We start from the raw sequence: 13,660 nt of genomic DNA, 5'->3' as shown, positions 1-13,660 counted from the left end.
CATTATATATCCGTAAATTGTAATTTTGCTAGTTGCGAATACAGTCCTGATTGAGCTAACAGGCTTGCGTGGTTACCAGTCTCAATAATTCGACCATGCTCCATCACAATGATCCGATCTGCCTTTTTGACGGTAGAGAGTCTATGCGCAATGACAATGGTAGTTCTGCCGTTCATGGCCACTTCAAGAGCTTGCTGAACTAGCCTTTCTGATTCTGCATCTAGAGAGCTCGTTGCTTCATCCAAAAGTAGTAACGGGGGATTTTTAAGTAGTGCTCTTGCTATTGCAATGCGCTGTTTTTGTCCGCCAGATAATCTGACTCCCCGATCCCCCAAAAAAGATTCGTAGCGCTCTGGAAGTCTGGAAATAAACTCATCGACAGCAGCTTGCACAGCCGCCTCATGTACTTCAGCATCGGTCGCATCTTCCCTTCCATAGCGAATATTTTCTAAGGCATTTTCAGAGAATATGCTGATGTCCTGTGGCACAAGACCAATTAATCTTCTCAAGTCATCTAACTTAAATTCTCTAATATCAACGTCATTAAATTTGATGCAACCAAATTGGGGGTCATAGAAGCGTTGTATTAATTTAAAGAGCGTTGTTTTGCCAGATCCCGAAGGGCCCACTAGAGCAATTTTCTCGCCTGCCTGAATCGATAGATTGATGTCAGACAGGACGAGATTGGGATTAGATGAGTAAGCAAAGCTAAGATTCTCAATCTGAACATGAATTGCTTTATCTGCACTTTGAGTCCTGATATGTGGTGATAGTGGACTCACCACTTTGGGCTGAGAGTTCAAAAGCTCTAGCAGTCGTTCCCCGGCACCCATTGCTCTTTGCGCATCTCCAAGAACTTCAGATAGTGCCGCTATAGCACCAGCAACAATGACCGCATAAAGAAAAAACTGGGTGAGTTGACCACCAGATATTTCCTGATTACTCACGGCATAAGCGCCAAGCCATAGGACCAAGATGATGCTAGTAAAACCTAAAAGGATGGCAACAAAAGTCAGTTTTCCTCGTGCAGCACTACGATTGATTGATGCTGAGAATGATTTTTCAATCGATTGATTAAAGACTTTGATTTCTTTTTCTTCATTTGCAAAGGATTGCACCGTAAAAATTGCATTAATCTTTTCTCCAGCTATTGCGGATGTAAGGGCAATTTTGTCTTGAGAGTTTCTAGAAAGCTGTCGAACTTTCTTTCCCATGAAGACGACGGGAATGACTGTAATCAAGAGGGTGAATAAAATCAGTAAGGATAGTTGAATGCTGGTAATGAACATCATTGCCATGCCGCCAAGCAATAAAAATAGATTCCTGACCGCCATTGAAATGCTAGTACCTAAGAGGATCTGAATGATGGTGGTGTCATTGTTGATGCGAGAGAGTATCTCTCCGCTTTGCTGAGTCTCAAAAAACTCAGGGCTTTGAGAAATGATATGGGAGTAGACTTTTTTCCGGATGTCGCAAGTGATTCTTTCGCCAAGCCATGACACGAGGTAATAACGCAAGGAGCTAGCAAAAGCCAATACGACTGCCGCGCCGAACAAATTAATAAAAGTACGGTTTATTTGAGCTTGGCTTGCCTCACTAAAGCCTTGGTCAATGATGGTTCTAAAACAAAGTGGAATTACTAGGGTTGCACCGGCGGCAAGAATGAGGCTGATGGTTGCTAATAAAAGCTGTCTTTTGTAGGGTCTTATAAAAGGTAAAAGTGTTTTTAAGGCTTTTAGCTTATTGCTTGCTGGCATTTTGTTTTCAGGCATTGATGGTTTTTCTATGGGTACGGTGTGCTGGAGGGACGCTTTAAAGCCTCGACATCAGGAAGCTTGGGTCCCCACAGGCTAGGCTTTCACTTGCCCAAATGGGCTAATCAAACTTTTATTTTGAATGTCGTAACAGGTCAATTCTAGGAATATTAAGGGGTTTTACGTACTTTTAGTTACACTAATCTAAGTAAAATTGAAACTACATATTAATCTGCCTTAGGATAGCGATGGCCCTTAATTTTCCGTTCACAGCAATAGTCTCACAAGCTGAAATGAAGCTTGCCATCATACTCTGTACAATCGATCCTTCTATTGGTGGGGTGCTGATTTTTGGTGATCGCGGTACAGGAAAATCTACCACCATTCGCTCCTTAGCTTCCTTGTTGCCCGAGATGAAGTCGGTTGCCGCTTGCCACTATCACTGTGATCCAGACTCTACTAATCTTTGTACAGACTGCTTGGCCAAAAAAGCGAGCGGGCAAAAACTGTCATCACAGCTAATTCCTGTACCTGTCGTTGACTTGCCCTTGGGAGCAACTGAAGATAGGGTGGTTGGTGCCTTAGATATTGAGAAAGCGCTGACACAGGGGATTAAGTCATTTGAGCCAGGGCTGCTAGCTAAAGCAAATCGTGGTTACCTGTATATCGATGAAGTCAATTTGCTTGAGGATCACTTAGTAGATCTCCTGATTGATGTTGCCGCCTCTGGCGAAAATATTATTGAGCGCGAGGGCTTAAGTATTCGGCACCCGGCACGATTTGTTTTGATTGGAAGCGGTAATCCTGAAGAGGGCGAGCTTCGCCCACAAATGCTGGATCGCTTTGGACTATCCATCGAAGTACGAACTCCTTCGGACTTTAAAGAGCGGGTATCGATCATCAAAAAGCGTGATGAATTTGAGCGCAATCCCGAACAATTTATTGCTCAATGCCAAGAGGAAGAATTAGAGCTGAAGAAAAAAATTAGTAAGTCGAAAAAAATGCTGGATAAAGTTGAGGTTGATGACAGTCTACTGGAGCTGGCAACCAAGCTTTGCGCACACTTGGGCACAGATGGCTTAAGGGGTGAGCTTACTGTATTGAGAGCAGTAAGGGCCCTTGCTGCATTTGAGGGTAAGAAAAAAGCAAACTTAGAGCACTTAAAGAAAATTGCCCCTATTGCACTAGGCCATCGTCTACGCCGTAACCCCCTAGATGACAGTAGCTCCAATGTGCGCATTGAGCGCGCGATGCAAGAATTCTTTGCTGATACATCGAAGTGAATTCAGATCAAGTAGCGTGGTTTGATGCAAATATAGTTGCTGCGCTAGTAGCAATTAATCCTCGGGGACTTAAAGGCGTTTGTCTCAGAGGTCAGTTTGGCCCTGTTAGAGATTCATGGCTCAGTTATTTCTCGGATCTGTGTGCCCCCACAGCTCGCCTGCTCAAGGCGCCTGCTAACCTAGTGGCAGAGCAACTCATGGGCTCCTTAGATATTGAGGCGACTCTCAATCAAGGTTCCTTAGTGCTGAGTAAAGGGCTTTTAGAGAAGGCTCAAGGTAACTTCTTATTGTTATCGATGGCTGAGCGCATGGATACCCAGGTGCTGGCATTAATCTCGCAAGCATTAGATAACAGCATTACGCATGGCGCTGAATTTGGAGTAATAGCCCTAGATGAGTCAGAGACTGCGGGTGATAGCTTTAGCCCCAGGATGATGGATAGATTGGCCTTTGAAGTCTATCTGGATCAATTTTCTCTCGCGGACACAAAAGAAAATTTAGCAATTCATGCAGAAGATATTCAGAGCGCAAAAAAATTATTACCTCGAGTAGTTTGTAGTATTGATTTCATTGAAGTGCTGACCAAATCCGCCCTGAAGATTGGCATTGGTTCTTTTAGAGCCAACCAGTTTGCAGTGGAAACTGCTAAGACATTAGCAGCATTACGGGGCTTGCAAGAGGTGGGTCAAGATGAAGTGCTTGATGCAGCGCGTTTGGTGTATACCTATTCCAAAATACTACATGCACCACCAGAAGTAGAGCAGCCAAACCGAGATGATGGAGAAAACTCTCAGGATGAAAAGGGTAATGATCAGAACCCAGATCAGAACCCAGATCAGAACCCAGAAAACAATCATCCTGAAGAGAATTTAGACAATGACCAAGAAGATGGGGATCAGCAATCTAATCCTCAGCCACCATCTCAGGAAGAGCTAGAGGATATCGTCGTTGCAGCGGCTAAGGCATCTGTCCCTAAGGATTTTTTTGCGCAATCTAAACAAGGTGCTCGCTCGATTCATGCGGCATCACATACCTCTGGAAAATCTGGCGAGTCTCAAAATAGTTTTGTCAGTGGAAGACCCATGAGTTCGCGCAAGGGTCAGCCAGGAGGTGGCCGGCGCTTAGATGTTTTAAAAAGTATTCGGGCTGCGATTCCTTGGCAGCGTTTGCGTGAGAGACAGGCTGGCTCACAGCAATACAGTTCTGGAAAAAGTAAGATTGATTTTCGGTCTGAAGATTTGCATATAAAACAGTATTTAAAAAGACGCGGCACGGTCACTATTTTTTTAGTGGATGCATCAGGATCCTCTGCAACACAGCGCTTAGCTGAGGCAAAGGGGGCATTGGAGCAATTACTAGCCCAGTGCTATATCCGTCGTGATGAAGTGGCCATGCTATCGATGAGAGGCTCTAAAGCTGAGCTCATTCTGCCTCCGACGCGATCGCTTGTTAGGGCAAAAAGAAATCTAGCAACACTCCCGGGTGGCGGCGGCACTCCGTTAGCAGCGGGCTTTAGAGCCGCAAATGAAATGGCTGTAGTACTCAAGAGAAAAGGCTTAACTCCCATCATCGTCATCCTTAGTGATGGCAAGGCCAACGTCAATCTGAAAGGAGTGGGGGGTAGATCAGAGGCTCACAGCGATGCCCTGTTGGCAGCTAAAGAGCTGAGATTAAAAAATCACTGTGTTTTGTTTGTTGATACTTCGCCTCAGCCCGAAGTATTAGCGCAAGAGCTTTCTGATATGATGGCTGCGCAATATTTAGCTTTGCCCTATAGCGGCTCAGGCAAGATGATCTCGCATGCCGCTATACAACTTGCTAGCGTTCAATAAGGCTTCTTTTGAGAAAGCTTGCTTAAGACTTTCTTACCCTTCAGGTAGGCATTCATAAAAAGTCCTAGACCAAGTACAAGGCCTAGACATAGTGCGACATTAGTTAGTGTGAACATGCTTTGCCTCTTCTTCTGTTAATGCACTCATAATGAATTCAAGTGCTAGTTTTTCTGATTCCTCATGGAATAAATGACCACCTTTGATCTCTATGATTCGAGGATTTACAAAGTCTTTTCTAATCACTTCACAGAGTGGTTTTATTGGAATCCACCCGTCATCTTCTGTAACAATAAATGTCAATCGAGAGCTAATTTTCTTGCACCGACTGAGCAGGCTAGGTATATCCGCTCCAGCCATGAAGCTCATAGAACCATTGAGGTGATCAGCACTTTTGAAGAGTGTTTTATAACGATCTCTTTTTTCAGGTGTCAGAACTGATTTAGTTGAATCTAGTAGGCTATTAATCATGTTTGTCCGTGGCAGTAAGTCGGACAGCACGGCCGTAAAAAATGATGAAGTCACAATCGGATTGAGAAAGGGCGCTACAAACTTATTGTAAAAATTAGGCAAGCTAATGAGTGAGGGATTTAGTCCAATAATCATCTTTGGCTGCTTATTTTTTAGTGCGTAACTTAAGGCTAGCGTTGCTCCTGCAGAGTGCCCAACAATGCTGTCGAAATAATCAATCTTTAAAGCTTTCCTAAGGTCGGTAAGTGTGTCAGCCAATTGATCTAGGCTCAGTGTTTTATTACCTAAGTTTTTTGTAAAGCCATGACCAGGTAAGTCAACTGCAATCACCGTGTAATGCTTGGAGAGCTCTGTAAAGATTGCCCCCCAAGTATGTGCCGATGATCCAGTACCGTGAAGCAGAAGTAGGTGACTTGGTGAGGTTCCAGAAACTTGAACGTGCCAAAACAAATCCCCAACCTGAATTTCCTGGCTAAAGGCGCTATTGGGCCAATCTTTTGGAATTCTTTTCATCATCTGTAACAACTTACATTTCAAAATTAAGGGTTTACCCGAATAAATTGGTTTGACAGCTTTCCAAATAGTGTCTATATTTTTTTACATATTAAATCGTATTCTTATTTTGACAAAGTAATTTATTCCTTTAGGGGCAAGAACATGTCACCAATCAAGCATTTGGATAGAGCCTTAGAGCAAGCCTTGAAGTCCCATGAGTCAGCAAAAGGCCCGGCTTTATTGAGTAAGGCAATCAGACATGCTGTGTTTCCTGGAGGTGCGCGCATTAGACCGCAACTTACTCTGGCAGTTGCTCATGCTTGCGGTAACGATGATCCACAGTTATCGATGGCAAGTGCAATCGCGATTGAGATGATTCACTGCGGATCCCTGGTGCATGATGATTTGCCCTGCTTTGACGATGCGGAAATGCGCCGCGGTCAAACCTCGGTTCATAAAGAGTTTGGAGAGCGACTTGCGGTACTGGCGGGCGATGCTCTGATTGTGATGGCCTACCAAACGGTTGCTGCGGCTTCGAGAAGATCAGCACAACGTTTAGCCCCCATTATCAAAACAATTTCTGAGGGAGTAGGGGCACCCTTCGGAATTATTGCAGGGCAATCCTGGGAGTGTGAATCGCAAGCAGTTCTCAGTGACTACCAAAGATCAAAGACGGGCGCACTGTTTGCTGCAGCAACAGCTAGCGGTGCACAAGCTGCTGGTGCCGATGCACAAACCTGGATGGGCTTGGGCGAATGGCTAGGTGAGGCCTATCAAATTGCCGACGATATTCGTGATGTATTAGGGGATGCCCAGTTTCTTGGTAAGCCATCAGGCCAGGATGAAGAGCATCATCGTCCAAGTTCTGCAAAAGAATTGGGACTCAATGGCGCTGTTGAGCATTTTGATACTCTGGTTGGAAAAGCCATCTCCTCAATACCGAGTTGCAAAGGAGACGTTGCTTTAAAAAGGCTGGTGGCATTTGAGGCAGAGAGACTTCTCCCATCTTCATGGTTTCAGGATGATGAAAGACATATTGCCGTTGTTGCTCAAAGGCAATTTGCTTAGACTGAATCGATACTGAGCATGTCATCCCTAGAGTCAGCCGTGATCAATGTAAGCCAGAGCGAATATAGTCTTTGGGAAAAGCTCTGTATCTATCGAGATCAACTCATTGCAAATAGTCGCTTTCAAAACGCAGTTTCAAAAATTCCTTTTATCAATCGAATTGCAAAAAAAGAGCCAATCAACTTTTTGATTTGATGGCTGGCTTTGTCTACACACAGATACTGCTTGCTTGTGTTCGAATCAATTTATTTAACCTGTTGAAAAATGGCCCATTAGAAATCGGGTTCATAAAAAATAACTGCGGTCTTGAGTTGGATGCATTACAGAAGTTACTCGATGGCGCAGTATCGATTGATCTCCTAGAGATGCGCTCTCATCAGAGATATGGCTTAGGTACACTCGGCGCCCCCATGGTTGGCAACACTGCATTGTCTGCGATGATCGAGCATCACACCGTACTGTATGAAGATCTTAAAGACCCTTTGTTGTTGTTATCGGGTGGTATTAAAAATAAAAATCTAGAAAAATTTTGGCCTTATGTTTCTGAAGATGAAAAGGAACAAGAATCTTTATTAGATAAAGAGCGCGTTAAAAATTATTCAGATTTAATGTCAGCATCACTACCACTAGTCGCCGATCAAGTAGTCGATGCATACGATTTTTCTAGGCACCAATGTCTTCTGGATGTTGGTGGTGGTCAAGGAACTTTTTTAAAACGGGTTCATTTGAATGCGCCTCAATTACAGAGAAAATTATTTGATCTTCCAGGCGTAGCGCAGCTTGCACAAGATGGTTTTTTGAAAGACCAAAAACAAAAAGATATTCAGGTATACGGCGGTGATTTTTTTAAAGATCCTCTGCCTCATGGTGCCGATTTGATTACATTGATTCGGGTGATCTTTGATCATGACGATGCGCGCGTCAAAATTCTTTTGCGTTCGATTTTTGAAGCGCTCCCGCCCAATGGAAAGCTATTAATCGCTGAGCCGATGGCTGATACACCGGGTCACCCTGCGATGGGACGGGCTTATTTTGGTTTTTATCTATTGGCAATGGGTCGCGGTAAACCAAGGAGTATTTCCGAGATTTCGGCCCTGGCAATCGACTCAGGCTTTAAAAAAGTGGAGGTTTTACCATCCAACATGCCAATTAATGCCCAAGTTTTACTAATTAGTCGTTAATTTAGGGGTAAATACTAATGTGCATATCCTTTAATGTGTATAAATTAGTTTACATACAGTAAAGTAAATAAAAATATACAAATGCCTAGTCAACTTCATTCAACAGCAGTCTTACTCGAATCTCCAGGAGAGCTTCGGTTGAAGCGTCTTTTGCTTGATGAGCCAAGGGATGAGGATGTTGTTGTGCAGATTGAGTGGAGCGGAATTAGCACTGGTACAGAAAAATTACTCTGGAATGGAACCATGCCTGATTTCCCTGGTATGGGCTATCCATTAGTGCCTGGATATGAATCTGTTGGCCGCATTACTAAAGTCGGTAAAAAATCGAAATTTAGCTTGAATCAACGGGTGTTCGTACCTGGCGCTAAATGCTTTGGTGATGTGAAAGGATTATTTGGCGGAGCCTCTTCTCATGTTGTGGTGCCAAGCGATCGAATTATTGCCTTGCCTGAAACAATTGGTGAGGAAGGTGTATTGCTTGCACTAGCAGCTACTGCATATCACGTGACTCAGGGTAAGAAGGCTTTGCAACCAGACCTGATTGTTGGGCATGGCGTACTGGGCCGCTTGATCGCCAGAATCGCAGTGATGTTAGGTGGCCATCCCGTTGTTTGGGAAATTGATTCAGATCGGATGGGTAAGGCTGATGGTTATACCGTCGTTCATCCTAGCGAGGACCAAGAGAGCAAGTACAAAAACATTTGTGATGCCAGTGGTCAAGTGGACGTCTTAAATTCTTTAGTTGGACAGCTCTTGCCAGGCGGCGAAATTACCTTGGCTGGCTTTTATAACAAGGACATTCAATTCAACTTTCCTAAAGCTTTCATGAAAGAGGCGAGATTTCGAATTGCCGCTCAGTGGGCGCCGCAGGATTTAGCTGATGTGAAGCAAATGATCTCAAGCGGACATTTAAATCTTCAAGGATTGATTACGCATCACAGAACCCCAAGCTCAATTGGTGAGGCTTATCACACCGCATTTGAGGATCCAAACTGTCTCAAAATGATTGTTGACTGGAGAGAAGCATCATGAATGCACCAAGCGTCCCAAAAGAAATTACGATTCAATTCGCAGCATTGAAAAAAGAGGCTGCTATTGAGCCTGATCAGGTGCATACCGGCGAGATCAAAAAGGAAACCCAAATCATTGCCATTTATGGCAAGGGTGGCATCGGTAAAAGTTTTACCTTAGCCAATCTGTCTTACATGATGGCGCAACAAGGTAAAAAGGTGCTACTGATTGGTTGTGATCCTAAAAGTGACACAACATCATTGCTCTTTGGTGGCAAAGCATGCCCAACCATCATCGAAACATCTTCTAAGAAAAAATTAGCTGGTGAAGAAGTCAAGATTGGCGATGTCTGCTTTAAGCGCGATGGCGTATACGCCATGGAGTTGGGTGGACCTGAGGTTGGCCGTGGCTGCGGTGGACGCGGAATCATTCATGGCTTTGAAACCTTAGAAAAGCTTGGCTTTCATGATTGGGGCTTTGACTATGTGCTGCTCGATTTCTTGGGTGACGTAGTTTGCGGTGGCTTTGGTCTTCCAATTGCTCGCGATATGTGCCAAAAAGTGATTGTGGTAGCAAGTAACGATTTGCAGTCTCTCTATGTAGCAAACAATGTTTGCTCTGCAGTGGAGTATTTCAGGAAGTTGGGTGGCAATGTGGGTGTGGCAGGTATGGTCATCAACCGCGATGATGGTACTGGTGAAGCCACCGCCTTCGCTGAACAAGTTGGGATTCCCGTCCTGTCTGTTATTCCTGCCAATGACGATATTAGAAGAAAGAGTGCTAGTTACGAAATCATCGGTCGACCAGATTCACAATGGGGCCCACTCTTTGAAGAGTTAGCTAGCAATGTTGCAGGGGCGCCACCTGTAAGACCAAAACCAATGGCTCCAGATGATTTGCTAGGACTATTTTCTGCAAGCCAAGTCGGTAGAGATGTCGTACTAGAGCCTGCAACTATTTTTGACATGGTTGGCAAAAATGAAGTGATTAAGCCAACTCTCGAAGTAATTTATGACAAAGCATAGAGACTGAGAGCCAAATGAAATCATCTAAAGTAATTCCTATTCAAAATGCATCTGCCGATGTATCGGGGATTGCTTGCCACTCTGGCGCAGAAGGATTACTCGCTGCAGCAAAAAATGCTAGTAAGAGCGAGATCTTGGGGCAGTACGCTCAAGATTACCCAAAGGGACCTCATGACCAACCGCAGAGCATGTGTCCTGCATTTGGATCCCTGCGGGTTGGCTTAAGAATGCGTCGCACATCCACCATTCTGTCGGGTTCTGCTTGTTGCGTTTATGGCTTAACTTTTACCTCGCATTTTTATGGTGCCCGTCGCAGCGTAGGTTATGTGCCATTTAATTCGGAATCCTTAGTAACCGGCAAGTTATTCGAAGATATCCGTGAAGCAGTTTACAAAGAGGCTAACCCTGAGCTCTACGATGCGATTGTCATCATTAACTTATGTGTACCAACTGCTAGCGGTGTACCACTCCAATTACTGCCAAAAGAAATTAATGGTGTACGCATCATTGGTATCGATGTTCCTGGCTTTGGAGTTCCTACCCATGCCGAAGCGAAAGATGTTTTAGCTAGCGCAATGTTACGTTATGCACGTAATGAAATTGAGAGTGGCCCAGTTCAAGCGCCTCGTAATGGCGTATCAGAGAAGCCAACCATCACCTTGCTTGGAGAAATGTTCCCAGTAGATCCTATCAGTATCGGGATGATGATTGAACCCATGGGCTTAGCTGTTGGAACTGTTGTTCCCACCAGAGAATGGCGTGAACTGTATCAAGCAATGGATTCTAAAGTAGTTGCGGCTATTCATCCTTTTTATACAGCGAGTATTCGTGAGTTTCAGACTGCCGGTAGACAAATTGTCGGATCTGCACCAATCGGCTATGACGGTACAGCGGACTGGCTAGACGAGATTGGCCAAGCTTGCGGTGTTAGTGCCGAAAAAATTGGCAATGCAAAAACCAAGTTTTTGCCCATGATCAAGGCGGCCCTAAGCGCCAAGCCTATTAAAGGTCGTATCACTGTGAGTGGTTACGAGGGTTCCGAGTTGTTAGTTGCCAGACTACTGGTTGAGAGTGGAGCAGATGTTCGCTACGTTGGAACAGCTTGTCCAAAAACAGTATGGAGCAGCAAGGACTTGGATTGGCTTGAATCTAGAGGCATACATGTGCAATACCGCGCTTCTCTTGAGCAAGACCTTGCTGCAATGAAAGAGTTTTCACCAGATTTAGTGATTGGTACTACGCCAGTGGTCCAAAAAGCAAAAGAATTGGCTATACCGTCCTTATATTTCACGAATTTAATATCTGCACGGCCGCTGATGGGTGCTGCAGGCGCGGGTTCATTGGCCCAGGTTGTGAATGCAGCTCTGGCTAATAAAGAGCGATTCAACAACATGACTGAATTCTTTGAAGGTGTCGGTACTGAGCATGCAACTGGAGTTTGGGAAGACATGCCGGTAGATCGTCCTGAATTTAAGGCCGAAGTTCGCCGTAAGCTTGAGAAAGCAATTGCCAAGCAAAAAGCGGAGGAGATGGGCTAATGTTAGTCATTGATCACGATCGCGCTGGCGGCTATTGGGGAGCCGTGTATGTTTTCACAGCTATCAAGGGGCTGCAGGTTGTCATTGATGGACCTGTCGGTTGTGAAAATTTACCAGTGACTTCAGTCTTGCATTACACCGATGCATTGCCTCCGCATGAGTTGCCGATTGTGGTTACTGGATTAGCAGAAGAGCAGCTCGGTAGAGAAGGTACAGAAGAATCGATGAAGCGGGCCCACAAGGTGCTCGATCCCAATTTACCAGCAGTAGTAGTTACAGGCTCTATTGCTGAAATGATTGGCGGAGGTGTGACACCAGAAGGAACTGGAATTAAGCGTTTCTTGCCACGAACCATCGATGAAGATCAATGGCAGTGCGCAAATCGTGCCATGAATTGGTTATGGACAGAGTATGGCCTCAAAAAGATTCCAAAGCGTGAAAGAGTAGAAGGCGAAAAGCCAAGAGTCAATATTATTGGGCCAGCCTATGGCAGCTTTAATTTATATAGTGACCTTGCAGAAATTCGACGCCTGGTAGAGGGTGTAGGGGCAGAGGTCAATATGGTGTTCCCATTGAGCTCCCATCTTGCCGACGTTGCAAAGTTAGTTAATGCAGATGTCAATATTTGTATGTATCGCGAATACGGACGCTTATTGTGTGAGACCCTCGAGCGCCCTTATTTACAGGCACCGATTGGTATGCAATCGACCACTGCATTCCTTCGTAAGCTTGGCGAACTCTGTGAGATTGATGTGGAAGGCTTTATTGAAAAAGAAAAGCACACCACACTCAAGCCAGCATGGGATTTATGGCGCTCTGTGACTCAAGACTTCTTTGGTACAGCCAGTTTTGCCATCGTTGCTAACGAAACCTATACCCGTGGTGTGCGCAATTTCTTGGAAGATGAGATGGGTCTTCCTTGTAACTTTGCCGTCTCTAGATTGCCAGGCAATAAAACGAATAACGTCGAAGTGAGAGATCTGGTGCAGAAGAAAACACCATTAGTTATGTTTGGTAGCTATAACGAGCGGATGTACGGAAGCGAAGTGAATGCACGTTTCTCTTATATTCCCGCATCCTTTCCTGGCGCAATTATTCGTCGGCACACCGGCACTCCGTTTATGGGTTATTCCGGAGCGGTCTATCTGATTCAAGAAGTATGTAACTCATTATTTGATGCGCTCTTTCACATCCTGCCCTTGGGTACAGAGATGGATAAGGTGGATCCAACCCCAGCAAGATTGCAAGGGCAGATTGCTTCTATTCCGTGGGAAGAGGAAGCCCAAGCATTAATGAACAAATTAATTAGTAATCAGCCTGTGCTGACGCAAATTTCAGCTGCAAAAAGAATCCGTGACGAATCTGAGTTTGAGGCTCGCAAACAGAACATTGAAAGAGTGACAGTCGATTGTGTTCAAAAGTCAACGCTATCCCAAATGAGTGGAGAGACAGTATGACTTTTGATAAAAGAAATTGCCTTATGAAAAGGCTAAACGTATATGGCGTAGTAAAGCTGTATCCCCAAATCTACAGGGGTGATGTAGAAAAGACCGAAAGGTCAGTCTCAAGGAGTAGTCATCATGAGTGAAAACAGATCTATATCTGGGCTTACCGATGCAGAAGCTCAAGAATTCCATGCATTTTATGTGCAAGGTTTGCTTGGTTTTACTGCTATCGCAGTCGTCGCGCACATACTTGTATGGGCATGGCGTCCATGGTTCTTTTGATGCAGCAGTAAGTACATAGTAAATAGATTCAACTAAAAGGAGTGTTTTATATGAAGACCAGTACGGATTTAATAAATAAGAATCATCTTCCCGACACGGTGTCGTTCAAGGTTATTTTTCTAATTAGCTATGTAGTGATCTTTATGGCGGCTCTCTTTTTGGTTGTATTGCCTGCCTCCCAGAAAGCGTGGTTATTTTCTGGATCTGATGGGGGATCATTCTTCAAATCAGTGGAGTCAGGTGTTTACGGTTTTATGTCTTACTTAAATTAGGAGAAA

The 13,660-nt window shown here is 44.5% G+C and carries 12 protein-coding genes; 10 read left to right on the top strand and 2 right to left on the bottom strand.

All coding sequences use genetic code 11. The features are described from left to right. Positions 1–2: 2 nt before the first annotated feature. The gene (locus CL55_RS06920) at positions 3–1,772 is read right to left on the bottom strand and encodes an ABC transporter transmembrane domain-containing protein (RefSeq protein ID WP_052728795.1); all 1,770 of its coding nucleotides are present in this window, start codon (positions 1,770–1,772) and stop codon (positions 3–5) included. Positions 1,773–2,002: 230 nt separating this feature from the next. On the opposite strand from CL55_RS06920, the gene bchI reads away from it, so the two are divergent. Together bchI and CL55_RS06910 are read left to right on the top strand one after the other, a co-directional pair. Then, the gene (gene bchI / locus CL55_RS06915; protein ID WP_046330426.1) at positions 2,003–3,037 is read left to right on the top strand and encodes a magnesium chelatase ATPase subunit I; all 1,035 of its coding nucleotides are present in this window, start codon (positions 2,003–2,005) and stop codon (positions 3,035–3,037) included. Continuing rightward, positions 3,034–4,869 (top strand): magnesium chelatase subunit D, encoded by a 1,836-nt coding sequence (locus CL55_RS06910; protein ID WP_046330425.1) that lies wholly within the window; start codon positions 3,034–3,036, stop codon positions 4,867–4,869. Before bchI ends, CL55_RS06910 begins: the two co-directional genes overlap by 4 nt. A 99-nt stretch (positions 4,870–4,968) precedes the next feature. On the opposite strand, the gene CL55_RS06905 is transcribed toward CL55_RS06910, so the two are convergent. Then, complete coding sequence (locus CL55_RS06905) at positions 4,969–5,853, bottom strand: alpha/beta fold hydrolase (protein ID WP_082091910.1); 885 nt, start codon at positions 5,851–5,853, stop codon at positions 4,969–4,971. A 141-nt stretch (positions 5,854–5,994) separates the two neighbouring features. Here CL55_RS06905 and CL55_RS06900 point away from each other — a divergent pair, with 141 nt between their 5' ends. From CL55_RS06900 to CL55_RS10730, 8 genes are all read left to right on the top strand, one after another. Beyond that, positions 5,995–6,900: a polyprenyl synthetase family protein gene (locus tag CL55_RS06900; protein WP_046330423.1), complete on the top strand. Its 906-nt coding sequence runs from the start codon at positions 5,995–5,997 to the stop codon at positions 6,898–6,900. A 194-nt stretch (positions 6,901–7,094) separates the two neighbouring features. Continuing rightward, complete coding sequence (locus CL55_RS06895) at positions 7,095–8,081, top strand: methyltransferase (RefSeq protein ID WP_052728794.1); 987 nt, start codon at positions 7,095–7,097, stop codon at positions 8,079–8,081. An 81-nt stretch (positions 8,082–8,162) separates the two neighbouring features. Further along, entirely contained in the window at positions 8,163–9,113 is a 951-nt protein-coding gene (gene bchC, locus CL55_RS06890; protein ID WP_046330422.1) for a chlorophyll synthesis pathway protein BchC, read from the top strand. Then, positions 9,110–10,117 (top strand): chlorophyllide a reductase iron protein subunit X, encoded by a 1,008-nt coding sequence (locus tag CL55_RS06885; RefSeq protein WP_046330421.1) that lies wholly within the window; start codon positions 9,110–9,112, stop codon positions 10,115–10,117. Before bchC ends, CL55_RS06885 begins: the two co-directional genes overlap by 4 nt. A gap of 14 nt (positions 10,118–10,131) precedes the next feature. Then, positions 10,132–11,655 (top strand): chlorophyllide a reductase subunit Y, encoded by a 1,524-nt coding sequence (bchY, locus tag CL55_RS06880; RefSeq protein WP_046330420.1) that lies wholly within the window; start codon positions 10,132–10,134, stop codon positions 11,653–11,655. After that, positions 11,655–13,112 (top strand): chlorophyllide a reductase subunit Z, encoded by a 1,458-nt coding sequence (bchZ, locus tag CL55_RS06875; protein WP_046330419.1) that lies wholly within the window; start codon positions 11,655–11,657, stop codon positions 13,110–13,112. Before bchY ends, bchZ begins: the two co-directional genes overlap by 1 nt. A 123-nt stretch (positions 13,113–13,235) precedes the next feature. After that, positions 13,236–13,382 carry a light-harvesting antenna LH1, beta subunit gene (gene pufB, locus CL55_RS06870; protein ID WP_046330418.1) on the top strand — a complete coding sequence of 49 codons (147 nt, stop codon included), beginning with the start codon at positions 13,236–13,238 and terminating at the stop codon, positions 13,380–13,382. A 50-nt stretch (positions 13,383–13,432) separates the two neighbouring features. Beyond that, complete coding sequence (locus CL55_RS10730) at positions 13,433–13,654, top strand: hypothetical protein (RefSeq protein WP_046330417.1); 222 nt, start codon at positions 13,433–13,435, stop codon at positions 13,652–13,654. Positions 13,655–13,660 lie beyond the last annotated feature (6 nt).

The organism is Polynucleobacter duraquae, assembly GCF_000973625.1.
GTDB lineage: Bacteria > Pseudomonadota > Gammaproteobacteria > Burkholderiales > Burkholderiaceae > Polynucleobacter > Polynucleobacter duraquae.
The sequence above is the reverse complement of the archived record's forward strand: the minus strand, read 5'-3'. Positions and strand labels throughout refer to the sequence as shown.

Excerpts from the sequence above, each read along its gene's own strand:
- CL55_RS06885 (WP_046330421.1), top strand. The coding sequence starts at position 9,110 with ATGAATGCACCAAGCGTCCCAAAAGAAATTACGATTCAATTCGCAGCA.
- pufB (WP_046330418.1), top strand. The coding sequence starts at position 13,236 with ATGAGTGAAAACAGATCTATATCTGGGCTTACCGATGCAGAAGCTCAA.
- CL55_RS06900 (WP_046330423.1), top strand. The coding sequence starts at position 5,995 with ATGTCACCAATCAAGCATTTGGATAGAGCCTTAGAGCAAGCCTTGAAG.
- bchI (WP_046330426.1), top strand. The coding sequence starts at position 2,003 with ATGGCCCTTAATTTTCCGTTCACAGCAATAGTCTCACAAGCTGAAATG.
- bchC (WP_046330422.1), top strand. The coding sequence starts at position 8,163 with ATGCCTAGTCAACTTCATTCAACAGCAGTCTTACTCGAATCTCCAGGA.
- CL55_RS06905 (WP_082091910.1), bottom strand. The coding sequence starts at position 5,853 with ATGATGAAAAGAATTCCAAAAGATTGGCCCAATAGCGCCTTTAGCCAG.
- bchZ (WP_046330419.1), top strand. The coding sequence starts at position 11,655 with ATGTTAGTCATTGATCACGATCGCGCTGGCGGCTATTGGGGAGCCGTG.
- CL55_RS10730 (WP_046330417.1), top strand. The coding sequence starts at position 13,433 with ATGAAGACCAGTACGGATTTAATAAATAAGAATCATCTTCCCGACACG.
- CL55_RS06895 (WP_052728794.1), top strand. The coding sequence starts at position 7,095 with ATGGCTGGCTTTGTCTACACACAGATACTGCTTGCTTGTGTTCGAATC.
- CL55_RS06920 (WP_052728795.1), bottom strand. The coding sequence starts at position 1,772 with ATGCCTGAAAACAAAATGCCAGCAAGCAATAAGCTAAAAGCCTTAAAA.
- bchY (WP_046330420.1), top strand. The coding sequence starts at position 10,132 with ATGAAATCATCTAAAGTAATTCCTATTCAAAATGCATCTGCCGATGTA.